Source organism: Xylanibacter oryzae DSM 17970 (assembly GCF_000585355.1).
In the GTDB taxonomy this organism is placed as follows: Bacteria; Bacteroidota; Bacteroidia; order Bacteroidales; family Bacteroidaceae; genus Prevotella; species Prevotella oryzae.
On record NZ_KK073873.1, the window covers coordinates 864,627 to 891,110 of the forward strand.

The 26,484-nt window shown below is 34.5% G+C and carries 28 protein-coding genes and 2 pseudogenes; 18 read left to right on the plus strand and 12 right to left on the minus strand.

Annotated features, from left to right (window positions below; translation table 11 throughout):
* Positions 1-180: 180 nt before the first annotated feature.
* Complete coding sequence (locus XYLOR_RS03540) at positions 181-537, minus strand: cupin domain-containing protein (protein WP_036880623.1); 357 nt, start codon at positions 535-537, stop codon at positions 181-183.
* Between the two features lie 473 nt (positions 538-1,010).
* Between XYLOR_RS03540 and trxA the strand changes: the two genes are divergently transcribed.
* From trxA to XYLOR_RS03580, 8 genes are all read left to right on the plus strand, one after another.
* Entirely contained in the window at positions 1,011-1,307 is a 297-nt protein-coding gene (gene trxA, locus XYLOR_RS03545; RefSeq protein ID WP_036877022.1) for a thioredoxin, read from the plus strand.
* Between the two features lie 5 nt (positions 1,308-1,312).
* Positions 1,313-1,576 carry a GlsB/YeaQ/YmgE family stress response membrane protein gene (locus XYLOR_RS03550; RefSeq protein WP_036877024.1) on the plus strand — a complete coding sequence of 88 codons (264 nt, stop codon included), beginning with the start codon at positions 1,313-1,315 and terminating at the stop codon, positions 1,574-1,576.
* 95 nt (positions 1,577-1,671) lie between these two features.
* The gene (locus XYLOR_RS03555; protein ID WP_036877025.1) at positions 1,672-2,076 is read left to right on the plus strand and encodes a translation initiation factor; all 405 of its coding nucleotides are present in this window, start codon (positions 1,672-1,674) and stop codon (positions 2,074-2,076) included.
* Positions 2,077-2,286: 210 nt separating this feature from the next.
* A complete protein-coding gene (locus XYLOR_RS03560) occupies positions 2,287-2,733 on the plus strand; it encodes a MarR family winged helix-turn-helix transcriptional regulator (protein ID WP_036877026.1) in 447 nt (148 codons plus the stop codon).
* A 128-nt stretch (positions 2,734-2,861) separates the two neighbouring features.
* Positions 2,862-3,533 carry an MBL fold metallo-hydrolase gene (locus XYLOR_RS03565; RefSeq protein WP_036877028.1) on the plus strand — a complete coding sequence of 224 codons (672 nt, stop codon included), beginning with the start codon at positions 2,862-2,864 and terminating at the stop codon, positions 3,531-3,533.
* Positions 3,530-4,321: a sulfite exporter TauE/SafE family protein gene (locus XYLOR_RS03570; RefSeq protein ID WP_036877030.1), complete on the plus strand. Its 792-nt coding sequence runs from the start codon at positions 3,530-3,532 to the stop codon at positions 4,319-4,321. Before XYLOR_RS03565 ends, XYLOR_RS03570 begins: the two co-directional genes overlap by 4 nt.
* 314 nt (positions 4,322-4,635) lie before the next feature.
* A complete protein-coding gene (locus XYLOR_RS03575; protein ID WP_245601942.1) occupies positions 4,636-5,085 on the plus strand; it encodes an MmcQ/YjbR family DNA-binding protein in 450 nt (149 codons plus the stop codon).
* A 71-nt stretch (positions 5,086-5,156) separates the two neighbouring features.
* Positions 5,157-5,888: an MBL fold metallo-hydrolase gene (locus XYLOR_RS03580; RefSeq protein WP_309477139.1), complete on the plus strand. Its 732-nt coding sequence runs from the start codon at positions 5,157-5,159 to the stop codon at positions 5,886-5,888.
* Between the two features lie 19 nt (positions 5,889-5,907).
* Here XYLOR_RS03580 and XYLOR_RS03585 read toward each other — a convergent pair whose 3' ends face one another.
* Positions 5,908-6,564, minus strand: a complete 657-nt coding sequence (locus XYLOR_RS03585) for a hypothetical protein (protein WP_036877034.1) — start codon at positions 6,562-6,564, stop codon at positions 5,908-5,910.
* On the opposite strand from XYLOR_RS03585, the gene XYLOR_RS14090 reads away from it, so the two are divergent.
* Entirely contained in the window at positions 6,563-6,862 is a 300-nt protein-coding gene (locus tag XYLOR_RS14090) for an RHS repeat-associated core domain-containing protein (RefSeq protein ID WP_051508847.1), read from the plus strand. The two genes, XYLOR_RS03585 and XYLOR_RS14090, sit on opposite strands and share 2 nt — an antisense overlap.
* Here XYLOR_RS14090 and XYLOR_RS03595 read toward each other — a convergent pair.
* The gene (locus XYLOR_RS03595) at positions 6,854-7,417 is read right to left on the minus strand and encodes a flavin reductase family protein (RefSeq protein ID WP_036877036.1); all 564 of its coding nucleotides are present in this window, start codon (positions 7,415-7,417) and stop codon (positions 6,854-6,856) included. The genes XYLOR_RS14090 and XYLOR_RS03595 overlap by 9 nt on opposite strands.
* 409 nt (positions 7,418-7,826) lie before the next feature.
* Between XYLOR_RS03595 and XYLOR_RS03600 the strand changes: the two genes are divergently transcribed.
* The 4 genes from XYLOR_RS03600 (at position 7,827) to XYLOR_RS03615 (ending at position 11,096) form a co-directional block, all read left to right on the plus strand.
* The gene (locus XYLOR_RS03600; RefSeq protein ID WP_036877038.1) at positions 7,827-9,302 is read left to right on the plus strand and encodes an amino acid adenylation domain-containing protein; all 1,476 of its coding nucleotides are present in this window, start codon (positions 7,827-7,829) and stop codon (positions 9,300-9,302) included.
* Position 9,303: 1 nt separating this feature from the next.
* On the plus strand, positions 9,304-9,747 hold the full coding sequence (locus XYLOR_RS03605) for a GNAT family N-acetyltransferase (RefSeq protein WP_036877039.1): 444 nt from the start codon (positions 9,304-9,306) through the stop codon (positions 9,745-9,747).
* 4 nt (positions 9,748-9,751) lie between these two features.
* Positions 9,752-10,462, plus strand: coding sequence for an alpha/beta hydrolase (locus XYLOR_RS03610; RefSeq protein WP_051508848.1), 711 nt, complete (start codon positions 9,752-9,754; stop codon positions 10,460-10,462).
* A gap of 151 nt (positions 10,463-10,613) precedes the next feature.
* Positions 10,614-11,096: a glutathione peroxidase gene (locus XYLOR_RS03615; protein WP_036877041.1), complete on the plus strand. Its 483-nt coding sequence runs from the start codon at positions 10,614-10,616 to the stop codon at positions 11,094-11,096.
* A gap of 513 nt (positions 11,097-11,609) precedes the next feature.
* On the opposite strand, the pseudogene XYLOR_RS14140 reads toward XYLOR_RS03615, so the two are convergent.
* The 3 genes and pseudogenes from XYLOR_RS14140 to XYLOR_RS03625 all read right to left on the minus strand — a co-directional run.
* Positions 11,610-11,672, minus strand: a pseudogene (locus XYLOR_RS14140) (M15 family metallopeptidase); the annotation flags it as partial.
* 138 nt (positions 11,673-11,810) lie between these two features.
* Positions 11,811-12,467: a hypothetical protein gene (locus tag XYLOR_RS03620; protein WP_154655657.1), complete on the minus strand. Its 657-nt coding sequence runs from the start codon at positions 12,465-12,467 to the stop codon at positions 11,811-11,813.
* An 11-nt stretch (positions 12,468-12,478) separates the two neighbouring features.
* A complete protein-coding gene (locus tag XYLOR_RS03625) occupies positions 12,479-13,066 on the minus strand; it encodes a LysE family transporter (RefSeq protein WP_036877044.1) in 588 nt (195 codons plus the stop codon).
* A gap of 477 nt (positions 13,067-13,543) precedes the next feature.
* Between XYLOR_RS03625 and XYLOR_RS03630 the strand changes: the two genes are divergently transcribed.
* Both XYLOR_RS03630 and XYLOR_RS03635 read left to right on the plus strand, forming a co-directional pair.
* On the plus strand, positions 13,544-13,966 hold the full coding sequence (locus tag XYLOR_RS03630) for a flavodoxin family protein (protein WP_211242068.1): 423 nt from the start codon (positions 13,544-13,546) through the stop codon (positions 13,964-13,966).
* An 881-nt stretch (positions 13,967-14,847) separates the two neighbouring features.
* Positions 14,848-15,984, plus strand: a complete 1,137-nt coding sequence (locus XYLOR_RS03635) for a YiiX/YebB-like N1pC/P60 family cysteine hydrolase (RefSeq protein ID WP_036877046.1) — start codon at positions 14,848-14,850, stop codon at positions 15,982-15,984.
* 708 nt (positions 15,985-16,692) lie between these two features.
* On the opposite strand, the gene XYLOR_RS03640 is transcribed toward XYLOR_RS03635, so the two are convergent.
* The 4 genes and pseudogenes from XYLOR_RS03640 to XYLOR_RS13995 form a co-directional block, all read right to left on the minus strand.
* On the minus strand, positions 16,693-17,115 hold the full coding sequence (locus tag XYLOR_RS03640; protein ID WP_036877047.1) for a hypothetical protein: 423 nt from the start codon (positions 17,113-17,115) through the stop codon (positions 16,693-16,695).
* A gap of 21 nt (positions 17,116-17,136) precedes the next feature.
* Positions 17,137-17,634 carry a hypothetical protein gene (locus XYLOR_RS03645; RefSeq protein ID WP_036877049.1) on the minus strand — a complete coding sequence of 166 codons (498 nt, stop codon included), beginning with the start codon at positions 17,632-17,634 and terminating at the stop codon, positions 17,137-17,139.
* 277 nt (positions 17,635-17,911) lie between these two features.
* Entirely contained in the window at positions 17,912-18,700 is a 789-nt protein-coding gene (locus XYLOR_RS03650; RefSeq protein ID WP_036880634.1) for an MBL fold metallo-hydrolase, read from the minus strand.
* Between the two features lie 13 nt (positions 18,701-18,713).
* Positions 18,714-18,944, minus strand: a pseudogene (locus tag XYLOR_RS13995) (hypothetical protein).
* 292 nt (positions 18,945-19,236) lie between these two features.
* On the opposite strand from XYLOR_RS13995, the gene XYLOR_RS03660 reads away from it, so the two are divergent.
* From XYLOR_RS03660 to XYLOR_RS03670, 3 genes are all read left to right on the plus strand, one after another.
* Positions 19,237-19,641: a hypothetical protein gene (locus XYLOR_RS03660; RefSeq protein WP_036877051.1), complete on the plus strand. Its 405-nt coding sequence runs from the start codon at positions 19,237-19,239 to the stop codon at positions 19,639-19,641.
* A gap of 1,024 nt (positions 19,642-20,665) precedes the next feature.
* Positions 20,666-22,453 (plus strand): ATP-dependent nuclease, encoded by a 1,788-nt coding sequence (locus XYLOR_RS03665; protein ID WP_036877054.1) that lies wholly within the window; start codon positions 20,666-20,668, stop codon positions 22,451-22,453.
* Entirely contained in the window at positions 22,419-24,068 is a 1,650-nt protein-coding gene (locus XYLOR_RS03670) for a UvrD-helicase domain-containing protein (RefSeq protein ID WP_036877056.1), read from the plus strand. The genes XYLOR_RS03665 and XYLOR_RS03670 overlap by 35 nt, the downstream gene beginning before the upstream one ends.
* A gap of 162 nt (positions 24,069-24,230) precedes the next feature.
* Here the strand turns inward: XYLOR_RS03670 and mnmE are convergent, their stop codons facing one another.
* Together mnmE and XYLOR_RS03680 are read right to left on the minus strand one after the other, a co-directional pair.
* Positions 24,231-25,604, minus strand: a complete 1,374-nt coding sequence (gene mnmE, locus XYLOR_RS03675; protein WP_036877059.1) for a tRNA uridine-5-carboxymethylaminomethyl(34) synthesis GTPase MnmE — start codon at positions 25,602-25,604, stop codon at positions 24,231-24,233.
* Positions 25,605-26,477, minus strand: coding sequence for a nucleoside phosphorylase (locus XYLOR_RS03680; protein WP_036877061.1), 873 nt, complete (start codon positions 26,475-26,477; stop codon positions 25,605-25,607).
* Between the last annotated feature and the right edge of the window lie 7 nt (positions 26,478-26,484).

Sequence of the window (26,484 nt, forward strand, 5' to 3'; positions counted from 1 at the left end):
ATGTAAAAATATAATGTATATCACCTTAAGTTTTTTAACATGTCACTCCATAAAATGCATAAAACGTATATTAAACTAAAAGTTTCACCTAATAAAGATAAACGTCTGTTGTTCAGTATTTTTCTTTCTGATTAAGACGTACAAAACAGAAGTATCATCATTTCTCTATAAAATAAAGATTTATAGGATCACTCCATCAGTAGCAGTAAACTCATCTAGTGAACCGGCCTTCGTCTGAATGCAGATGTAACTAATGGCACTATCATCGGCTGCACGAAGCTGACGTTTTGCTGAAGGATCAACGCGCATCCAATCACCGGCATTTAAAATTACATCCTCACCATCAATATTCATAAAGCCTTTACCTGATATAACACCGTATACTTCTTCGTTTTGCTTATGCTTATGAGCGAAAGGTACTTGTGCACCAGCTGGCATATTGTTTATTGAAATTTCTTCACCGGAAAGGTTTAATAACTCATGGAGCTCTGTGCGAGCTGCATCCATCTGAACGGTTGTCTTCTTAAAATTCTTCATTATAATTGTATTTTTAAATTTGTTATATATTATTGTTTGACATGGCAAAGTTACAATATAATGCTGATGTTTGCAAGAGGGTACCAAAAAGTGAGATAGTTACCCAAAAGTAGGAACTGTGATATTATAGGGCTTTATGATTTCTATATTAACTAATATTTACTATTTATATACATTGATTTTGTTTACTATCTTAATCAACAATTTGTGCTGTTGTCGCAGTAAATTAGTAGTTTTAATAATTTGATGAAAGAGTTAAATATAGTCATTGTGAAACAAAATTTCAGACTCAACTCATTATAAAATTGAGAAATTAAGTATATTTGTACTCATAATAACAAGTTGAACTTTATGAGTAAGTTACTCATTTATGTAAATCTTGGTAATGTAACACTAGATGTATTGAGATCTCATAGTCATCGTAAAGATAATTATGTGGTTTGGATAAAATAGTAAAACTTAAAATACAAATTATGGAAACATTTAATGACGTAATATTAAGCGATAAACTAGTTTTGGTGGATTTCTTCGCAACATGGTGTCAACCTTGCAAGATGATGCATCCCATTCTGGAACAACTGAAAGATGTATTAGGTGATAACATTCGTATCATAAAGATAGATGTAGATAAACAAAGTAAAACGGCTGGTCAATATAATATTCAGTCTGTACCAACACTTATGTTATTCCGCAAAGGACAGTCGCTTTGGAGAAAAAGTGGGGCATTGTCGCTTGCAGAATTAAGAAACATCGTCAACGGATATTTATAATAAATATGTTAGAACACATTGTAGAATTCACTGCATGGCCGATACTGACAGGTATCATCATCGGCTACATTGCAAACAAAATTATGAGCGGTCAAGGTAAAGGATGTTGCATGAACCTTATCATTGGCATAGTTGGTAGTTATGTAGGAACTTTAATAAGTCATTTGCTGAACATACAATTATTTGGGAAGGGCTATATTACAAATTTCGTATTCTGCGTTCTTGGTGCAGTGGTTGTGTTGTGGATTTGGAAGAAACTCTTTGATTAATGAAGCAAGTAAAAGATAACATCTATACTTAAGGTCAATAATACGTTGCACAGACGGATTCAGACCTGTGAGTTTAACATTGAAAGAATATAATAATGGCAGATTGGAAAAGTGCTTTGGCTGCTCTTGGAGCAACAGGCGATAATGTTGAAGCATCTGAAAAGAAGGATGTTGATAGAAAAAAACGAGTAGGCGTAGTTTACTCCACGAATACAGATTTCGGCTATTCTGAGAATTCAGAGGATGAAATGGTGACGATACCTAAAAATCAGCAGAAGTTGAGGCTGAATATGGAACGTGCAGGGCGTGGTGGCAAGACTGTGACCCTCGTGAAAGGCTTTATTGGCCCTGAAGATGATATGATGAATCTTTGTAAGCTCTTAAAGCAAAAATGCGGCGTTGGAGGTTCTGTAAAAGATGGAGAGATTATAATCCAAGGTGACCATCGCCAACGACTTGTAGATATTTTGAAGAAAGAAGGTTATACACAAACAAAGTGATCTTTGATAATGTATTTATAGTTAATAAAATATAATAACATTACAAAAGATTGATTTTAATAAAATATTCAATAAAAAAAGTTGCATATAACAATTAATTATTTTATTTTTGCCGCAGTTTAATTTTAATGAATAAAATGTGCGGAGTCAGCACTCTTTGAGCAGTTCATTTATTGTATATTATTAGAAGTATAAATAAAAATAATAAAAATGATAGATCAGAATTCAATATTAAAAATAAAAAAGGGACATGTCATATTAGAAGAGATGTTCCATGCGATAAAAAAACGTATTAAAGGTCAGGCAGAACTAAAATTAAAGATAACTACTGAGCAGTTTAAGTTGCTGCATGCTATAGATCAGAAAAAGGATGAAGTAATACAAAAAGATATGGCTGATATGATGGGGAAGAATAAATCAACCATATTGAGATTGATTGACTCATTAGAAACAAAAGGATTAGTCAAAAGAGTAGCGGATACTAAAGATAGACGTAAAAATTATTTAATGGTTACAAAAAAGGGTAAGGAAATAATAAAACAATATGAGTGTATTCTTAAGTTAATCATTGAAGATCTTGAACAAGGTCTTACAGTATCTGAATTAAATACTTTTTATAAAGTTGCAGCCCATTTTAAGAGTATGGCTGAACCTTGATTTTTTTTAATCATATAGTTGCTATATGCAATGATATGTTATAACAACATTTTTAATGAAGATAATAAACGATATTTACTACATAAAAAATACTGATAAACTTTTTAAAATAACTAAAAATAAAAAAAATGAAAATAAATGAAAATGTGTATTTATTTGAAAAGATAAGAGGAGCTAACTCATATCTATACATATCTGATAACAGTGATGTTTCGATAATAGACACAGGGATGCCTGGTAGCGCAGTAAAAATTCTCAGTCAGATTTCTCAAATGGGGATATCTATGGAGAAAATTAAATATATTATCCTTACTCATTCGGATATTGACCATATGGGTAGTGCCGCTGATTTGAAAAATGTTACTGGAGCTAAGGTTGCCATTCATGAAAAAGAAGCTCCTTATCTTTTGGGCGAAAAGAATAAAAAACGAAAAGGAATAATTGGTTTAATTTTCGGTATACTATTCAAATTTATAAAGAATCCAAACATAGCTCCTGATATTATATTAAAAGAAGGTGATTTTATTGGCGGATTAAGGGTCGTTTCTAGTCCAGGGCATACCGAAGGAAGCATTTCTTTATATAATGCAGGAACTGTCTTATTTTCAGGTGATGCAATTATAACTGATAAACATTCAAATATTAAGGGGTTTAATACTATAGCGACTTCCGATATATCGGAAGCAGTAAAAACAATAAATAAAATTAAACATTTAGAATTTGAAGTATTACTTCCAGGACATGGCAAACCTGTTCTAAAAAAGGCATCAGATAAACTTAAAAAATATAACAAAATATGATTTTCGATTTTAATACATCTTTCTTGTTCTTACCACTATTCGGTTTGGTAATAGGCATTTTGGTATCTATGTTTGGCGGTGGTGGCGGTGGCCTCTACGTCCCTTTGCTTACCATTTTATTTAATGTACCTATTCAGGTCGCTGTTTCAACCTCATTGGCTTCTATTATACCAACAACCATATTTGGTGCTTACGCTCATTATAAACAGGGGAATGTAAATGTATCAATAGGTCTAATTTTCGGTATAACAGGAATAATAGGTACATTGCTAGGGGTCTTTTTTTCAACATTAATACCACCATTCATCCTTAGGAAACTTTTTGGAACAGTTGCTATACTTTTAGTTATTCCAATATTTTTCAAAAAGAAGGAAAAAGAAAATAAGTATATTGATAATCCTGATAACTTGAAAAAAATAAATTTAACGACGGTATCTATAAGCTTAATATTTGGTTTATTATCGGGCATTATGGCTGGTTTGTTTGGGATTAGCGGAACATTTCCCATTATTATGGGATTATATATGCTTCGTTTTCCTGCAAATATGGTTATTGGAACATCTGTTTTCGTATTGTTTTTTAATGCTATTTCAGGTCTGTTTGGTCACTTCGCAGTAGGACATATCAATTTTATACTAATAATTCTATTAGGAGGTAGTGCAGCGATTGGAGCTTTAATAGGCCCAAGTTTACTGAAAAGGATAAAAGCTGATGTTTTAGATAAATGGTTTAAAATACTTGTTATCAGTATAACAGTCGTAACGGGATTAATTATGATAATAAAATAACATTTGAATTAATGTCAATAAACATAAACTGTGTCATGCTATTTTATAGTTGCTTTACACAGTTTATGTTGTAATTGGTCGCATAGACTTTTCATATATCTCTATCGTTTTATCTTTAAGCATTAACTCCATATTTTCTGGCTCAACCTATCATAAAATAAATAAAAAAGAATTATATTTGCATCGTTAATGTGATGTTGAACTTACCTCTATTGGTCGTGTCATCATTACTGAGCGAGGCAAGGGCTACCACATGTTAAAATGACTTGGCAAGATGAATAAATTTAAAGCAGAAGTGTGGCGTTGGCGGTAGTGTGAAGAACGGCGAGATCACTATCCAAGGAGACCATCGCCAGCGTAATGGTAGAGATTTTGAAGAAAGAAGGTTACACACAGACAAAGTAATTGCTAAAATGGACATAGAACAAGTTAGAGAATATTGCCTTTCACTCCTGGGAGTCACGGAGGACTCACCATACGGTCCTGATATGATAGTGTTCCGGATTGAGGGTAAGATATTCCTGCATCTACCACTTGAATATGCAGAACCTCGTATCTCTATCAAGCTGCCTCCCGAGAAGGGACAGAGTCTGCGTGACAGCTACGAAACAATTCGTGCTGGGTATCATCTGAATAAAATTCATTGGAATGACATACTAATTGAGAATACTTTTGCCTCAGATCAAATCAAGGATTGGATTCTGGAATCCTATAATCTTGTATTGAATAGCCTTCCAAAGAGATTAAAAGCAAAATACCAATAATCGAATAATGAAAAAATTATTATCTTTGCAAATGAAAAATAATGGTAGTATAGTTCAAAAAAGATATGAATATGAAGAAATTTCAAATGTTATTATTATTTGTAACCATGTTGACAACAGCTTGTGCACAGGATTTTGAGCGTGATACATTCAAGGCTCCTAATGGAAAGACTGTAGATATTTATGCTATCAAGCATGGTAGCATGCGCATCGTGTATGATGGAAAAGAAATAGAGGTCGATCCTGTGGCCAAATATGCGCCAGAAACTGATTACACTTTGTTGCCTAAAGCCGATCTCATCCTCGTCACTCATGAGCATTTCGACCATCTGGATCCAGAGACTGTAGCAACACTCACTAAGAAGAGCACCCTGCTGATTGCTAATCCAAACTCGGCCAAACAACTCAAAAATGCAAAGGTGATGAAGAATGGCGATCATTTCAAGATGAGCAACGGGATCATGATTGATGCTGTTCCTGCTTATAACATCACTCCGGGTCATGAACAATTTCATCCTAAAGGTCGTGATAATGGCTATATTCTCACATTGGGGGGACTTCGCGTTTATATAGCTGGTGATACCGAGGATATTGAAGAATTGAGCCTTCTGAAAAATATTGACGTAGCCTTTCTTCCTGTAAACCAGCCTTACACGATGACTCCTGAGCAGGCTGCAAGAGCTGCCAAGATGTTCAACCCTAAAGTGCTTTTCCCATATCATTTTGGCAATACAGACGTAGAGCAGGTAAAAACTTTGCTTTCTGACACAAATATTGACGTACGCATACGCAAGTATCAATAGTGGTGTGTGTGCACTATTTTTAAATTGAAATAGAGGTAAATAGTATAACGAACTTATCAGATGACTCTGATAAGTTCCAATACAGGGTGGCTTTTTTAGGGAATGTGTTCATGAAGTTTTCCACGGGTAACATATCGAATGCAAGTCCTTCACTATCATAGTGCTCAATAGTGAAAAACAATAGATATTTACCATTATCCTGCAATTTAATTTTCATAAGCTCATTGAAAGCTTCATCGATGTTATCTTTATATGCATATGATACGGTTGATATTATTTTTCTGCCTTTAGTCAAGGTAAAGAAATCATTTGTGTCAAGACCACTTAATCCATAAATTTCTACGTTTATGCGAATAAGGAATAGTAATGTTTTTATTTCTTTGTAGACATCTGCGTCATTAAAGAACGAAAGTACCGAATAATAATTAGCATCATCGTCAACTACTAATGACTGATTTGTCTTAATTATCACTGTTCGTTTTGCTGGAGAATCTTTTGAAAGCACGTTAGGGATGTTTTCGACTCCTTCAGTTGAAGATACGAGTACGATATTCATTAATTGCCACTCGTTATTTTCTTGACCGTAAACTTCTTCAGACCTAAGTCTTTCAATGATTTTAATGCTTTCATCGTCTGTTGCTATCAAACGAGCCGATTTTAATATTATATTTTCCATGATAGTTCTATTATTAATTAAAAACGATATAAATAGCGCATTAACGGAAGTAGATGGCAGCCAAACAGGAAATGTCGTCCAGACTATCGCCTACTATCCGTTTGGAATGCAGTTCTGCGATGGCACCACTTGCTACTTTGATCAAAAACACAAGTATAATGGAAAGGAGTTTGACAACATGCATGGCTTGAACACCTACGACTACGGAGCACGCCAGTACAACCCTGTCACCGCACGATGGGATAGAATGGATCGTCTTTGCGAGAATGTAGTAGTGTTTCTTTCATTCCTATTTTAAATTCTTTCCTTCATCAAATGCCTGACCAACACGCTCGCCGAGTTTAATATACCCCATGTGAACTGGATCGAAAGTGATAAGGTCCATTTTCTCAACATCTGGTTTACCATCTTCTGCAAGATACTTCTCGTCGCAGAGGATATTAACCACTTCAGCAATGATGTAGTAACCTGTTTCGCTTTCATTCAGTTTCTCCTTGATGCGGCACTCAAGTGTCATTGGATAATCGGTGAAGACAGGTGCATTCACGTTCGGAGCTTTCTCTGTTGTGAGTCCAGACTTCTGTATCTTATTAGGATTATTTTTCTGGCTGACAATTCCAACATAGTCTGATGCAACCATAGTTTCCTTTGAAGCAAAAGCAACAGTGAAATCGCCACACGCATTCAGATTGCGAGTAGTCTTGTGATTACCCATCGAAATCATGATTTCATTTATGTTCCACTGACCTGCCCATGCAGCATTCATAGCGTTAGGCACGTTATTCTCATCATATGTACCAATAATGATTACAGGCTGTGGCAACAGCCAAGGCTTTGCATTAAAACTTTTCATATTTGTATTATATTAGTTATACATTCGGTAAAGTTATATATTTTCTCCATAATAATACACTAAATTCGGAAATAATTAATTATCAAGAAGTAACTTCATGTTGCTAATGAACTATCCAGCAATTGTTCTTCAATGTTTATAAAACCAAAGAATAATTTGGAGACTGTTTATTTTATTATTATATTTGCAACTATAATTATTGCAATAAAACAACAAAATAAACATAATAATGAAGGTTGTATTACCTGATGATGTGATGAATACATATATAGGCACATCATAATGTTACACGGTCAGTTTTTGCTCTTTTTTTTCAATGATCCGCATTTCCTTAATAATTTTGCTTATCTTCAGATCGACCGAAAATCAGCCTTCCTTACTTTAAAAAATGTAAAAGAGATAGTGTGATATGAAAGAGACAATTTATAGTTTTTTTATGCGACAGGTGGAGATTAATCCAGATGTTGTAGCTGTGTTTGATGAAAGAAGAAGTCTAACCTTTTCTGAGCTCAATGCACTTGCAGACACGATAGTAGATGGATTTGGCACAAATAATCCTAAACTTATAGGCGTTGTGATGAATCATGGCGTGGAGCAGATTGCCACAATGCTTGCTATATTGAAGGCTGGGGCAGGATATGTACCAGTTGAACCATTTTTCCCAACTGATAGAATTAAGTTTATCATGAATGAGTGCAAGGTAGACTTCGTGATTACTAATGGGATGTATGGAGAAAAACTTGAAGGATTGAATCTGTATTTTATCGAACAGGGAATGGTCATTGACAAGAATGCAAGGTCTAAGGATAAATCTATTGCGGATGGAATTGCTTACGTGCTATATACTAGTGGTTCTACAGGTATGCCTAAAGGAGTGACCGTGGAAAATCGCAATGTATGTCACTATATTTGTGCTTTCCAGAATGAATTCCATACCATAGTTGGAGACAAGATGCTTCAGTATTCTGTATGTTCATTCGATATCTTTGTTGAGGAAGTGTTTACTACGCTCTGCAATGGTGCTACACTTGCCATTCCCTCAGACTACATAAAGGCTGACATTAACCGTGTGATGGACTTCATAGAGGAACACCAAATAACAGAAATTAGCGGTTTCCCATACCTCTTATTGGAGATGAATAAACTTGATAACGTTCCGTCTTCACTTAAAGTGCTGATAAGTGGCGGTGACGTATTAAGAGAAGATTATATTACTAATCTTCTTGATAAATTCGAAATATATAATACATACGGTCCAAGCGAAACCACGGTTTGTGCATCTTATTGTCATGTGAATAATGTAAAGGCAGAGCCAGATGGTACTTATCCAATAGGGAAGCCTGTACTTGGAACTCAGATAGAAATAAGAAATGATAAGTTGGAAAAGGTTCCTAATGGCAGCATCGGTGAAATATGTATCTTAGGAGGAGGAGTTTCGCGAGGATATATCGGTGAACATCGTGAGAAGGAAAACGAAGCTTATGTGAAGTTAGAAGATGGTAGGATGATGTATTGTTCGGGCGATCTGGGGCTAATGAAAAGTGATGGTACCATAATATTTCTACATCGCAAGGACACCCAGGTGATGATTCTTGGCAAGAGAGTAGAAACCGTTGAGGTTCAGAACATTCTTTGTTGCTGTCCTGACGTGGAAAAGGGTGTTGTGCTGGCACATAACGACGAGAACGGCCTAGCTTATCTTGCGGCTTATATTGTGCCGAAGGATAAACTGGCTTTTCGAATGAGTAGGGTGCGCGAAAATATGGCAAATTTTCTACCATCATATATGATTCCAGAGTTTTTCGTCAAACTTGAGACAATGCCGCTCACACCTAATGGGAAGGTGGACATAAAGGCTTTACCGATTATATTAAAAGTAGCTTGATATGAATATAAGAAGTGTAAATATTGACGAGCTCGACATGTTGATGTCGTGGCGTATGGAAGTGTTGCACGAGGTGTTTGCAGATTCTGAAAATGTAGATTGGAAAGCATTGGAGGCGGCAAATCGTGAATACTATATGCAAGAGATTACTCGTGGTGGACATATAGCTTGCCTGTATGATGATGAAATAGGATGTGGCGGCTTATGCCTCTATAATGAAATGCCATCACCAGAAAATCCATCTGGTAGATGTGCTTACTTGATGAACATATATGTTCGTCCTCAGTATCGCTCTAGGGGATATGGTATGGAAATAGTCTCCTGGCTTGTTAATCAGGCTAGAGCTCTGGGTATCACAAAGATTTATCTCGAATCATCAGAATGTGGTAAGAGGATGTATCAGAAATTAGGATTTAAGGGAATGACAGATTATTATAAACTGTAGAAGTATGAAAGAGATATTAGACGATTACGACATCACGATAACTCCATCATTGGAGCCAACAGATGTTATCGTTTATTGCAATAGTTACGGCGATGGAACCAAGTCTATTCTTAAATCATGTGAGGAATTGAATTGTTTGCCATTCCATCTTGTGGTTATCTCGAAGATAGATTGGGATGCAGATATGTCACCATATCCGGCAGATAAAGTGATATCTAACTACGATAACTTCGAAGGCAATGCTGACGATTATCTCAGATGGATGCTTGCAAGTTTGATTCCTCATTGCGAGAAACTGTTGAGAGTGGATAATCCGCGTCGGATACTCCTTGGCTATTCCATGTCGGGGCTTTTTTCTCTCTATGCAATGTATCGTACAGACAAGTTCGCGGCTTACATTTCCGCCTCCGGAAGTTTATGGTATCCTGATTTCGATGATTTTGTAATCACTCACGAACCTATGACTAAGGCTCCTGTTTATCTTTCTATTGGTGATAAGGAATGTATATCAAAGAATGCATATCTACAGACGACCATCGAAAAGACGCAACATATTTTTGAACACTATAAAGTGCAAGGTCATCCTACACATTTTGAACTTAATTCAGGCAATCATTTTGTAGAAGGGGATCTACGTCAGGCTAAAGGAATCAAGTGGGCTATTGCTGCTCTTAGAAGAGAGTCTCACATAGAATTTCATCATGATGCATTATAGAACTGTAACAACAGAAACTATTGGATTTTAATTGTGATTAATTGAATCACACACGATACAACTAGACTATTATGATGTCGCAATTTACTTTTAAATCGCTTGCGATATAAAATATACTTCATACGTTTGAATCAGATAAAATAATAAAATTATGAAAGCAAAGAATTTTTATGATTTCACGGTTAAAAACAAAAAAGGCGAGTCTGTAAGCCTCGCAGAGTATAAAGGTAAAGTTGTGCTGATTGTCAACATTGCAACTAAGTGCGGATTTACTCCGCAATTAAAGGGGCTTGAAGAGCTATGGAATAGATATCAGGATAAAGGCTTGGTAATCTTAGGTTTTCCATGCAATCAGTTTGCTAATCAAAATCCAGATTCTGACGATCAGACACAGGAGTTCTGTTTGTTAAATTATGGAGTGACATTTCCTATTCTGAAGAAGATAAATGTTAATGGAGATGATGCTGATCCACTATATAAGTGGCTGAAGAGTAAGAAGGGTGGAATACTATGGAGTGCTATCAAATGGAATTTCACCAAGTTTCTTATCAATAAGGATGGTGAGGTTGTTCACCGCTTTGCACCGACTGCTGCACCTTCAAAAATTGAAAAATATATTGTGAACGAGCTATAAATATATGACTAGTATTCCACACCTTTGAAAATGAGGTTGGAGAACGGATAAAGCCAGTCCCCTCCTTTATATTATTCAAATTAGCCTGTACCTACGCAGGTAAAGCATAACTTTTACATTATCAAAGCATTGTTCCAGAAGTATAAAGGCATAACTTTAGTGATGTGAACTCATAGTTTTAGCATAGTCGGAGCATAGCTTTTGAAAATAAAGAGTAAATTCGTCGATTTTTTATCATTTAGAGAGAGTTTAGTTCGAAAATCCTTCACGTTTTCACCTAATGCGTTGATATTAAGTAACTTCAGCGTGAAGGAAGCCTTTTTTCCTTCACTATTCCTTCACAAAATACAATATTTTATTTGCTTTTATTGATCATAATTAACAAAGCGCCTGTGAATGAAGTGTGAAGGAAAAAAGGCTTCCTTCACACTTATCTTCCTGTATACAAGTATATTACAGATAACGTGAAGGATTTCAAGGAAAAACTTCTTTTTTGTAAAATGAATTAGTCTGTTACTTCTCGAAATGTTGATGGTCCTGATGGCTCCGCCAAGCACCTCCCCAACGGAATCCGTCCCCTTCTTTGTTTCACTAAGACACCGCCATGGTCAACCTTTGCAGATTTGCTTGATATTTATGGAAGAGCTTGTTAGTTGTTCAATTAAGTACTTTAACTCTTTTCCTTGCAGAACGTGTGCTATTAGTTCATTATTTTCAAATTGAAATAGAGGTAAATAATGTAACTTGCTTAACAGATGACTCAAATAAGTTCCAATAAAGGGTCGCTTTTTCCGGGAATGTGTCTATGAAGTTTTTAATAGATAACATTTCAACTGTTGTTTCTTCACTATGATCATGTTGGACTGTGAATAACAATAGGTATTCGCCATTATTCTGAAGTTTAATTTTCTTAAGCTTATTAATAGCTTCATCAATGTTATCTTTATATGCATACGATGCTGTTGATATCATTTTTCTGCCTTTAGTCAAGGTAAAGAAATCATTTGTGTCAAGACCACTTAATCCATAAATTTTTACGTTTATGCGAATAAGTAATAGTAATGTCTTTATTTCTTTGTAGACATCTGCATCATTAAAAAATGAGAGTACCGAATAATAATTAATATCATCGTCAACTACTAATGACGGATTTGTCTTAATTATCACTGTTCGTGTTGCCGGAGTGTTTTTTGAAAGCACGTTAGGGATGTTCTCAAATCCTTTAGCTGAAGATACGATTACAATATCCATAAATAAATATTGACTGTCTTCTTGACCGTAAACTCCTTCAGACTTGAGTCTCTCAACGATTCTAATGCTTTCATCGTCTGTTGCTATAAAACGAACTGATTCTAATATTATATCTTCCATGATATTTATGTTTAATTTAAAACGATATAAATAGCGCATAATGCAAGAGCAAGTGACATTGTAATGTCAGATTGTTTGCGATATTTACTAAAGAAATGATTTAAATACGTGCCTATAAAAACATAAACAAGATTGGCTCCAGGACCGGCAATAAGTAGCATTGCTGATACAACTAGCAGATCACAGAGCTTGTTAGAGTAGGGAAGTACAAACGAACTGAAGCAAGTAAGATCGAATAATAGTATCTTTGCATTTGTCATTTGCACAATGAAACCACTCCAGAATGTACAATCTCTATTGTCTTTCTTTGTCTGTCCACTGCTATGGTATATCTTCCATGCTAACCACATGATGTAGGCTGCGCCAAGATACTTCACATAGCCAATGTATGAACCAAGCACAGTGCCTAATAAATGAGTGAATATGGCTAGAATAACCACAGCTGTTGAGAATCCAATAAGCAGTCCCAACCACATGGTGAGTACCCTTCGCTTTTCATGCCGAATAGACATTGAAAGTGCATAAATGTTAGCAGGTCCAGGTGTATATCCTACAACAAGGATAGCCATCAGCAATGTTGGCAGTAAACTTATTGGCATATTTTAAATAATTTGCGCACCTTATAATATGTTATAATTACTTTATCGTTATTTATAATTATCTTTGTCTCCATATTTTTATCTATTTGTCCTTGCGAAATTACCAAAAAATAAAATGATAGCAAAGCAAAAGATAATTTATTTGTGATATTGTCTGCTCAAGAATGTAGAAAATATTATGTAGCAAATCCATTAATTTCAGATGAAAGTAATATTTAATTGTTTGGTTCCAAAATAGTCATCAAACACACTAGCCCATAAGATTTACCTGCGCATAGGGTTTGAGTATCGTGGCAAAAAACATCTGTATGCTGAAAATAAAGGTTGGACAGACTTCTTATTATTTGAACTAAAACAAAATAATTAAAATGAATATATTGATTTTATCAGGAAGCCCAAGAAAACGCGGAAATACAGACTTAATAGTTGAGGATTTCGTCAACGGTATATCGGAACCACAACGTAGAAATTGTATCAGTGCATGATAATAAGGTTGCTCCTTGCATAGGCTGCAATGCCTGTTTCAAGAGTGAGAACAATACGTGTGTACAGAAGGATGACATGATTGACATCTACGAGAAAATGAAACAAGCAGATATGCTTGTAATTGCTTCACCTGTATATTTCTATGGACTCAGTGCGCAAGTGAAAGCTTTAATTGATCGTTGTCACAATCCGATTCGTGATATTTTCAACATCAAGAAGACTGCCCTTCTGCTAGTTGGTGCATCAACCCTTCCTGAGTTATTCGACAGCATAATCACTCAGTATAAACTTTGCCTTAATTTCTTCCATCTAGAAGATGCTGGCTGCGTTGTTGCAAGAGGTGTTAAAGACAAAGGCGATATTAAGAATACTAAGGCTTTGAATGAGGCTTATAAATTGGGACAATCAGTGTAAAAGAGCAAAGAAAGCATTGTATCAATGACGCAAATGATATAAGTTTTTTTTTGTTTGTCTATCAGTATTTTATAAACAGATGCATATAATTTTCCAAAGGCTTACTTGAACAAAATCAACGTGATTTGATGAAAGACCATGCTATGGCTTTCCACTGCTTCACCTTAAACGCCTGATAGCGGTGAGAAAGATTAATTAAATTCGATAATATGTAATATTTAGAACTAGATTTTTTGTATAAGTTATGGTATTTTGCTTTAATGCTGTATGATTATAGAGAATAAAGAGATGTTTTCTAAAAAACGTAGAGAAACTTATGGAAAATATAAAGAAGTAGCATAATATTAGTAGGCATAGAATTAATGATTTTTGCGATAACTGTAAAAAAAAATTCACTAATGCTGTGACAAGTTCTAGAAATTCCTTGCTTCTGAAATCTTTTGAAGAGTTACGACTAAATTGAACAGAATAATGTTCTATTTTTAGATTTTTAAACGAAAAAAAGAAATGGTTTTCTTTATATTGAGCCATAAGCTTTCTGTTTATGTAGCCAATGCTACAATTACACAAAACAATACTAGCTCTAAGGCTCTGAAAGGAGGATGATTTTCTTCCTCGGTGCAAAAGTAGCAAAAATTTGATAATATGTTTAAATAAAAAAGGTTTTTTTTCTAAAATAACAAAATAGTGAATTGTTTTATCAAGTCTAGTGTCAAATTTGACGTAATTCTGTATAAAATGATATATAATACTGTGATTTTGGGTGATAATCGGAGATATTTTGCTATCTTCGCATTGAATAATAATATATATTAATATAACTACGATAAAAGGTGATAGTACCATTAGAATTAATTCATTTTGTATTCAATGAATTTGTTATGCAGCCTGGAGACATCCTGCTTATGAATACGTACGAGAGTCAAAGAAGACTGATGCCGGGATGTAAATATGATCACATTGCTGTTTATCTAGGCGATGCTTTCTTGATCGAAGCTGATGGTACAGGTGTAATGATGAATCATGTGTATTCATATGCCTTCAAAGATGACGACCATGGATGTATAATGAGGCTTAAAAAAAGTTGTAGTAAGAAGAGAATAGATGAACTTTTATATTGGTTACGCCAGCAAATGGCAATGGAATTTGGATCGTTTCAAGCAAGAAAGGTTCCTGTGTTAAAGAATACCGATGAGCAAGGTGAAAAGAATCGAACTTTTTGTTCTCGTTTAGTCGCTCAGGCATATCATCAAATTGGTATCGATTTAGTGAAAAATCCAGATTTCTGTTCACCTGATGATATTCTAGGATCTGACTTTCTTGTAAAAGTAGAGCCATCATTACAGCCATTTACTGCTGACATGTCAAATACAGTAATGAATAACCAAAAGCAAAGAGCTGATTCGGATACTTATCTTGCCGATTTGTTTCAAACTATGGGGCAATTCTATAATGAAGATATTCAAAAGATTGATCAACTGCTTATTGCAGCTATGAACAATATTGATAAGGATGCTGATGCTCTTGATTTTATCTTGCAGCAAAGGTGGATGACGCCAGCTGAAAAACAAACAGAGATGATGTGGCCATGGTTTAATGATGACAATGCATTGTTTGCTCATTTTGTTACAACAGAAAATGTACTCTTTTTCTTGAGAAACCAAATCTTACATTATGATCTTACATATCTTCCGATATCTAGACAGAATGCTATCAATATGTGGGTAATAGCAAAAATAAAAAGAGAATCTAAGGTAGTAAAAGCAATATCCAAACAGTTTAAAAGTGTGCTGGATGAGGCTATCCGCATTAGAAAAAGGCTTGAAAAACTGTATATTTTAACCTTTGATAGAGATCATGACGGATTCTTTGATTTTAGCGAGAAGTACGGTTTTGAATCAAATTTTGAGTTTAAAGAAGGTGCTGTTGATATATCAAAAATCTTGCTGGAGCTTATGGAATATGGCCCTTCAAATATTAGTGAATTATTAAATGTTGCTGATGATGATGACGAATAGAGCTTATTCTATACTGGATGTAGATACCATTGAGATTTATTATTGGCTTAATGATGGTAGTCACACAATGAATACTGAATTTTTTTAATAAATATGAGCATAAAATCCTTGGCATCATAAATGAATTATTTGAGAAACTAAATGCAAATGTAGAAATTGAAGTAGAAGCACTTGGTAAAGACGGTCTTAAATCATTGTAGAAGTTAAAAATAGCGATAAGTATGAAACATATTGCAATTCCAATAAACATCTTTACATAAATATTAGGAGTACAGTTTACTATTACTTTAATAACCTGCCTTTATTCGCTTTATGGGAGTGAATGCAAGAATTTATTTTCTAATACTAGTTTTGTATGAAAAATAGCATGAACATAATACTTTCAGTACAAAACTACTATACTAATCAATATTTGTAGTATTTTTGTACAGATTAAAGAAGAGTAGTATAGGGAAAAAACAAAATTTTCAGATATGAAATCTAAGGGGAAGACCGCTTATTATGATATGCTTTGTATCATTTGAGACGGTTTCGTTTTGTACCGATGTTTTAATCGGCATCCTAGTAGTAACGCAGATCTCGATGTTCTATCCGAGAGCATTTACTGCAGAATTTATTTCACCTGTATTTGCCATTTTTTTATCGCTAAATAGAAAGAGTCCTTCGAAAACGGGTGCCTACTTTCGTTACATTTTCGGCTTTACCTGCTTAGTATATATTCTTACTTTCCTCTATTCTTTCTTTTTGGAGATATCCCAAAAGTTTAGATGAAGAAGGTGATTCTCCTAATAATGAAAATGACTTGATTTTATCATTACGAATGCCCCATAAACGTATAAATAACTCAAGGATATCCCGAAGTATATCTGCCTCTCCACCTTCATTAGGAAATAATTCATATATGTATTTAATTTTCTCATCAACAGGAGGATGAGTTGTGCTTTCTAAATTTTTGTTTAAAAACAAACCGGAACACTGAAGGCACAAAGCACCCACATGAGTAATGATATAATTATCACTTATAATTTGTTTATAAGCATCTAGATCAGAACGTTTTTCATTATCTATTAGGTAATCAGAATTTTCCTTGTCTTTATTGTAAATATGCGAATACTTATGTAATAGTAACATCCCAATTGTATATTCAACTAACTAAGAAGAAACATCGTATTTTAAATCAGAATTAGTTGTGTCTGGGTCTGCAAATTTATCAAGTTTATTTATTAACTCTTCAGATATATCTTCACTACCTGCTACCAACAAGTCTGCTTTTTGGGCTAAGAAAACAGCGCATTCATTCAATACTTTATTAAGAACTTCTTTTGTAATATTATAAGAGCCTGTGCATTCAATTTCATTCTCATCATTATATTTAAACAATCCACCTTTGACCATCAGTTTTGCAGGGATATAGCATAGAGTCAATAACTTTTGACAATACACATCAGACACTGAAATTATTCTGTCTTCATTATTACCATCATATCCGTGAATAAAAGACGTAATTCGTTGAGCTTGAGCAGAATCTAAACCTGGATCAATAAAAACGCCTTGCTTCAACGCCAATATATTATTATTTAGTATATGTTTTTTGTATATCTTATCATATACTCGCTTTATTATCTTTGATATATTATTATCTCTTTTCATAACAAATTAATTATATTTTTTATCTATTTCTATAAATCTATGTCCATATCGTGTTATCTAATAAACGACTATTCGTTCAAGTGTCTCTGAGTTAAATGCTGTGCGAATAACGATACTTACCGCCTTTGAAATGTTGAAAGAATCATTTTTGTGGTTTCGAAAAGTCTATTAGTATCTTTTCTGCCATGGACCATACCAAGTCTTTGTTTCTTCCGCAGTAGGAGTATGATTGCTAGTAAAGTCCTTGACATTATTATAGTGCTCCCAAAATAATTGTTTATTCCTTTTCTATGTTAATTGCCTGACTTTCCTTCTCGATACTCCAGAAAGGAATGTTGTATTCGTCGGTAAACTCTTTCATGCGCCATGCACTCTTAAAGCTACTAACAACGAAATGCATTGGGATAAACAATCCAACTTTGAATTGCTCGATGAATTGTCTGGCACCACGAGTATATCCGTTACCAATACGACCATCTACAGGGAACATGATAACATCGAATGAGTCTGTTATCTTTTTAATGTCTTTCAACTCTCCTAGGAATTGTTTCTCATCTTTTATCGGATCAATAACACCAAATGCTTCACTATCAATAGTGCCTCCATCATAGTCATCAGTCAGAAAACGGGCATACCAATTATTTAGATCTCCAGCATGGAAAATACGTTTAATCGTAGCTCGATTTTTAGCATCTTTTACTTCAACTATCCATGAAACACCACTATCATTACTGCCTGTGGCATAGACATTTATAATATCATTACTCCATACAGAACCTTTCGCCATCCATGCGTCAGCATCTTCCTTGTCGGCTCTTCGGCGTTTCATAGTATCCTTAGAAAGAATATAGGTGAAAGAAAGAGTAGGGTTATCAGTTCTCCACTTCAGAATATCTTTCGTGAAATGGTCTTCGTGGAAATGACTAGCAAATACATAAATTGGCTTGTTGGTAGTAGATAGAATTCTTGGAATGACTCCTGCTGGGTCCATCCAGCAATCAAAGATGAGCACACAACTTTCTGTCTCAATTGTAAAACCACTATGATATATATATGTCAGTTTCATTGCTAGGTACATATTAAATCATTTCACAGATTCTATCTTCTCTGATAATCTTCGGCGCAGCTTTGCCAGCCAATACTAGTACTTTCTTGCCATTACGGTAGATATGCAGTTGGCGAGAACGGACAACTGCAGTAAGCTCGTCATCATTCTGCATAGCCATCTAAATATGATGGTAAACGCCATCTTCATCAAATAGCTTCTTCTGCAAGTGTGAGCACATGTTGGTGGTATCTGTTGAAATCATTTATTTTAGGGCTTAATATTAAATGTTAACTTTTAGCTATCATTTGCGTTATCAACGCAAAAGACAATAGCTGTTTAAACTTAATATTGCGTTTCATTTACTTGTTTAAAAGTCGAACACAATTAGTTCGTCCTCATTCAAGGCAAAAGTACAAAAATTAAATGAAATGTTAAGTGATGCGGAAGAGAAAATATATATAACTAAGGTAAAAAGGTAAAATAATCGTCTGAGAATCAAAAGTTACTAAAGAATACTTGTTTGATTCAAATTAATAGTTTATTTTTGGCAAGTATTGTGTTTAAGTATAACGAATCTGCAAACAGGTATATCTGCAATTTATGATTCTACAGAAAGCGCTTTGAACCTATGGTTATCTCCATGGGCAGTTGAAGCCGACGTTTGGTTGTATGTTGCATTCATTAATGCCATTTTGAAGAAGCATCCTCTTACAAAGTTGTATGATAAATATGATATTATCAAGAATCTGACCGATATTGAACTTAATCGGATGCTGGCAGATAGAAGAAAGTATTTGAAGCGTTTGCTTCAAACCAAAGATGGTTTCACAATGGAGGGGATAAATGATGATTTCACTCTTAAAGTTGCAGATCTTCGAAAAGCCGCTTCAATTGATATGCAGGTAATAGAATTGCAACAAGTGTTTACAAAAAAGCAATGGGAAGAAGATGAAGTATAATTGGATTAGTTTTGATGCAAGAAAACAGCCTATCGTAGATAGTCTGTTCATTGTTATGTCTCCTTACGATATCACCTAAATTGTGTTACTCAGTCGCAGGGAGATTTGGTAGCCTTGCGTTATATTTAATATATAGTATTGACATTGCGTATTATTGTGCTATTTCCCAATGCACTACCATAACCATATTGATAGCCAGAAAATTACATTTTAATTGAGACCTATATGAGTCACATTGATATAATAAATCAACTCTGCCCAGCATCTCATTTTTGTATCCGTAATTTCCTCTCGTTTTCAGTTCTATTTCATCTTTCTATCTAATGTAACAGCATTTGAACGTTGTTCTAGGTGTAAAGATAAGAAAATATTTAATATGATAGAAGGGGGAATAAAAGGAATTAGTCGAAAATTAAATTTTAGTTCTTCATCATGAATAGGCCACTTCTTTTATAATAATCTCTGATTTTTAGACGATATAAAAGGCATATTGACGAATGGATATTACTAGAAATTAAAGCCATAGTGATTTGCCAATACTAATTTTTAAAGGAGGTGATGTTGTCATTTGATGTAATTTATATCTTTTTGTATAGTAAAATTGGGGAAAAGAACATTTTATTGGCTCATGGGTTCATATTTATCGAATTCTATTGTATTTTTTGTTAGAAAAGTATTACCTTTACAAAGTTGAATGTATTGAAGAATAGAACATAAAGATTTTAACCGTCTTAAAGTGATACTATAGATATCTTCAATCTCATGGAGCTTGGCTTCATCAAATACAGGCATTTCGTTCTCCTAGAATATATTACGCATGAACTGATCATCAATAGAATGGTGTTATTATGTATTTTAGTGTATGTAAGATGCTTGTATAGGCTCTGTTATAGATGGTAATACATAAAGTGCTGATTAACTACGTTATTCATTTATTGCTCCAAATTCTGGAAGAATCTGTTTTATTATAATTGTCGGTAATTGGAAAAGCTAGAAATAATAATTAGAAAAATAAAAAAATATCATGCAGCTTACAAAAGTATATATTAAAGGATTTAGAAATTTTAAAGAGGCAACGGTTAATTTCAACAAACATTGCTTAGTTATAGGTGCAAATGATGTCGGTAAAACCAATCTCATTTATGCTCTCAGAATCCTCTTAGATAGAGGGTTCTCTGATTATGATTTTGAGCTAAATGAATCGGATTTTTTTGCTTATGAGGAAACTAAGAATATAACTATTCGTGCATATTTTGAGGACGTGACCGAAGATTGTATAGTTGCTAAAATGAGAGGGAAAATAAGCAATGAGGGAAATTTAGTACTTCAATATACTGCAACAATAGATAATGGAAAAGTTTGTTACCAATTCTACTGCGGAAAAAGTGAAAGCGAAGATGATTTAAAGGAAATTGATGGTCCTTATTATAGAAAATATCTTAATATAAAATATATTAGTAGTAGAAGAGAGTTCTGGAGTTATATCAATAAAACAAAGACGGAATTGCTAAAGCAAGCTAAGGATAGGCGTACTGCAGAAATTGTAAGTGCTGACGAACAACTGTATTCTGAAATAGAAAATGAACTGCAGAATGTTGATACTAAGATACCTCAACTTTCTTATGTGAAAAATGCCACAGAGAAAATAAATAAAGAATTAAATAAACTTTCTATACATAATTCAGAGCAGCAAGTAGTATTTGATACTGCATCTACAGATATTGACAAAGTCATATCTAATGTGTCATTAACGTCTAAAAATGGTGATAAGAAACTTGTTATAGGCGGTGAAGGTCGTATAAACCAAGTTTATTTATCTTTATGGGCATCGCAGAATCAACATACAGAGATTTCAAGTGAAGTTTCTATAATCTGCGTTGAAGAACCAGAAGCCTATTTGCATCCTCATCAGCAAAGAGAGCTTGCAGAATACCTTGGAAAATCTTTAAGTGGTCAAGTCCTGTTGACAAGCCATTCTCCTTTTATTGTAAGTGAATTTAGTCCGAATTCAATAATCAGACTTTATAAAAAACGAACAAGTGAAACTCTTGTAGCTTCAGATGGATGCTCAAAAGTGTTGGCTGATAATTTTGATGATTTTGGCTATAGAATGAGTGTGATACCAGCAGAGGCATTTTTCTCAGATTGTGCTATTCTGGTTGAAGGACCATCTGAACTGATTTTCTATAAAACGCTTGCTAAGCAATTGAATATTGATTTAGACCGGCTTAATATATCTGTACTAAATGTGGAGGGCGTTGGCTTTGATACATATATTAATATAATTAATTCTTTGGATATATACTGGATTTTAAGGACCGATAATGATATAATGAAGATACCCTATAAAGATACTTATAGAATGGCAGGTATGGAAAGAGCTTTGGACTTTCTAAGCTATCGCCTTTTGACTCCTAAGGAAGAGATTATAATTAATGAGAATAAGGACGGTATTCATGGCTTTAAATATAAGGATAAAATACCAGAAGAAGTCAATGTAAACTTTAAAAAATTAACTAATATTATTGAAGACCACGACATCTATCTTGCCAAGGTTGGTTTAGAGGAGGATCTTTGTAACAGTGCAATTAATTCTGATTTGAAAGATTATTACGGTGTAGAGCTTATTGATGCTGATATTATTGCCAAAATGAAGGAACATAAGGCGATAAATATGTATAGTTTTCTTAAAAAGAAAAAGACATGTTTGTCTAAATTAGCCAAAGATGAAATAGTGAAGCCTTTAATAAGTGCTAAAAAATATATTGAAAGCCAGTATGGAACCTACGGAAGTTCAGAAGAAAATAATTGAGAATGATGGCAATACATTAGTATTAGCGTCCCCTGGTAGTGGTAAAACTTTTGTAATTTCTGAAATGGTACGCCGTATATTGAAGAAAGATGAAATTTTGCCATATCAAGGAGTCATAGCTATATCTTATACAAGAAAAGCGTCATCAAATCTTAAAGAGAGAACATTATCTGAAGGGCTATTCATAAAGAATTCTTTCTTCGGCACAATTGATAACTTCTGCTTAACTCAGATTGTTCTTAGCTTTGTCAATTATGTTTGGGGTGCTATTAATCAGGATCCAGAGATTATTGGGATAAATGATATTCCCAAAGAAGATAAAGGTAACTATATATGGCTTAAAGATAATCATCCTGATTATAATTTGGTTACTGGCGAACGATGGCATACTTTGATGACATTGTATAGCAAGGGATATTTTCTTGTTGAGAGTCTTGAGTTAATAGCGTTATATATACTGAAGAACTGTGCTGCTTGTCAGAATTATGTAAAGTCTAGGTTTAAATATATATATATAGATGAATTTCAAGACGCTGATACATATACCAACGACATCTTTCTGCAATTAATAGATTTAGGGCTAACAGGAGTGGCTGTTGGAGATGAAAATCAATCTATTTTCGGATTTGCTCATAAAGACAGCCGATATTTAACCGCTCTGAAGGATAATATAAATTTCAAGACCTTTGAACTGAAAGACAATTTCAGATGCTCTGCCCCAATTGTTAATTATTCAAATAGACTTATTGATAAAGAAAGTCAGCTATTAGATACAGATGAAAATGGTGTGTTCTTGGTAAAAGTCGATGGAGGTGAAGAACGAATAGCTGATTTTATTGAAAAATATATGGGGAGGTTATGTAAAAAATGGGATGTCAAAGATTATAGTAAGGTTGCTATTCTTGTTAAAAACACAAGAACTCAAGCTATGATTAATGATAGTCTTACAATACCTCATAGAGTAATAGAAACAACTCCGCTAGATATTGATCTGAATCCTAGATCAAGGCTATTTACCCTTCTTTTAAGGTTCTATTTAGATAAGAAATATTCTATGATTAACGTCTTGGATGAATTTGTAGATTATGAAGAATTAACCATTTATGATCGAAAGACATTCTTAGTCTGTTTTAATTCAATTAGAGAAAATTCAAAATGTGACAAAGAATTTTTAGTGCTATCATTTAATAATATTGCTAATTTGCTTTTGCCGAAAATTGGCGTTGGAGCTTCATTGACTTTATTAAAGGAAGTCATTGATAATGACAATTTGTTTTCATCATATAAGCCGTTAGAAGATAATGAAGTTCTTCTAATGACATTACATAAGTCAAAAGGGCTTGAGTTTGATATTGTATTCCATCTGAATTTAAATGAGTGGGAATTACCAAGTAAGACGGTTAAATTCAACGATTTTAAGCATCCAAAATATATAAATTGGAATCAAGATTTGAATTTGCATTATGTTGGACTTACTAGAGCAAGAAAAGCCTGCTATATTGTTCGCTCCTCATTAAGAACAAATAATAATGGTGAAACAAAAAATGCATTTGATTCTGAGTTTCTGGATATGAATCATTTAAGCGATTTGCGAAAAAATTACAGATATAAATGAGGACGTATAGATAGTATTTATTTATAATTATCGATAAAATATTATTTTGATACAATATCGCTTGTGCGTTGTTTAATATTGCTGTCCTATAAAAAATAAAAAGCGTAAAGTCCTTTATTCATGGTCTTTACGCTACCAATAGTGATGGTTGGTAATCTTTATTTATTTTCCAATGCAGAAGTGTTGGAAAATGTTGCCTAGGACCTCATTAGGGGTGATTTGACCGCCTGTGATTTCTGACAACTGTTCAAGACATATACGTAGGTCTTCGCTAATAAGATCACCGCTTAAATCAGCTTCCATAGCTTCTATCACACGAGTTATGCTTTCGTTGGCATGCGTCAACGCCTCATAATGGCGGGCACTAGTTACGATTACAGAATTCTCGTTAATTTCTGGTATGTTGGCAGCTGCGTATAGGGCTTGCTCCAACAGTGATATGTTTGTACCCAACTTTGCCGATATTTCAAGATGTTGTAAGGTCGGTGCAGTTGTGGTAAGTTGGTTGATGATATTATTAGCAGAAGAATTGTTACTATCAATTTTGTTAATAACAATTATCAGTTTCTTATCAGCGCAACGTTCCTGAATATTCTTTATTTCTTCTAAAGATGGGATAGCGTCTATTAGCCATAAGATTAAGGTGGCTTCGTCTATCTTCTTGAATGTACGTTCTATACCAAGCTGCTCAACTTTGTCTTCTGTCTGACGAATTCCAGCAGTATCAATAAATCTGAATGTGATTCCGTTTATCTCAGTTGTATCTTCGATGACATCACGAGTTGTACCGTGGATATCACTTACGATAGCTTTGTCTTCGTGAAGAAGTTGATTGAGTAGGGTACTCTTGCCGACATTTGTTTTACCGATAATTGCTACAGGAATTCCTTCTTTCAACGCATTACCAGTTTCAAATGATTTTGCTAATGACGTTATTCGCTCATGAATCTTCTTAGCAAGTTGCATCAGTTCACTACGATCAGCAAACTCTAACTCCTCATGGTCTGAGAAATCTAGCTCAAGTTCTAATAATGATGTTATCTTCAGCAACTGGTCTCTAAGGATAGACAACTCACTACTGAAATGCCCCTTGAGCTGACTGAGTGCCATCTTATGGGATGCACGATTGGTTGCAGAAACAAGATCAGCAACAGCCTCAGCCTGACTAAGGTCCATCTTACCATTTAGATAGGCACGCTTTGTATATTCGCCAGGTTCTGCTTGACGACAGCCTGCATCAATGAGAGTGTGAACCACCTTATTGAGTATGTAGGCTGAACCATGACAAGATATCTCTGCACTGTCTTCACCTGTATAACTATGAGGAGCACGATATACAGAAACTAGTACATCATCAATAGTTGAACCTTCTTTATCAATAATCTCACCATAGTGTACTGTATTTGGTTTCGCCAAAGATATATCCTTGCTGAATATACTATTGGTGATACTAATTGCTTCAGGTCCTGATACTCTTACTATTCCGATTGCACCTCCGGTAGGTGTAGCCAGTGCACAGATATTGTCGTTATTCATTTAAATTCTTTCAAGTACAAGTTTTATTAATCCATCAATGGTATTCTTATAGCCAATGTTAGCCTGTTTAGCGCGACGGTTGGCTATGACCATACAGCATGTAAGTGCTTTATGTCCCATCAATGCAGAAAGACCAGCAACAGCAGAACTTTCCATTTCGAAGTTTGTGATATTCAAACCATTGTATTCAAAGCTTTCAACCATCTCATTCTGATCAGGATCTGCTAAAGGAATGCGTAACTCTCTGCCTTGAGGTCCGAAGAAGCCACCGCATGCGATCGTTACACCTCTTACCATGTCTGTACCAGCAACACGATCAAGTAGTTCGTTGTCAGCATCAATTACGTAAGGTGCACACAGTAAAGGATTCCAATCCATGTGTTTCTTGAATGCTTGTTCAAGTTTGAGATCGCAAACTTCGTTACGTCCTGCATAGAAGTTGAGCAATCCGTCAAATCCAATACTTTTTACACTTGCAATGTATGTTCCTGTAGGAGTATTCTCCTGAAGACCTCCACAAGTACCAATACGTACAAATGTTAGCGTACGATGTTCAGGCTTTTCGTGACGTGTTTTGAAGTCGATGTTTGCCAAGGCGTCCATTTCGTTTAAAACAATGTCTATATTGTCACATCCTATACCTGTGCTTTGTACTGTTATGCGTTTTCCCTTATATGTACCTGTTATAGAGTGAAATTCACGACTTTGAACCTCACATTCCTGCTCTTCAAAGTGTGATGCAACGAGGCTTACGCGTCCAGGATCACCAACTAGGATTACTTTATCAGCAAGCTGTTCTGGTTTAAGGTGCAAGTGAAAAACACTACCGTCTTCATTTATAATGAGTTCGGATTCTGCAAAATATTTCTTCATAGTTGTA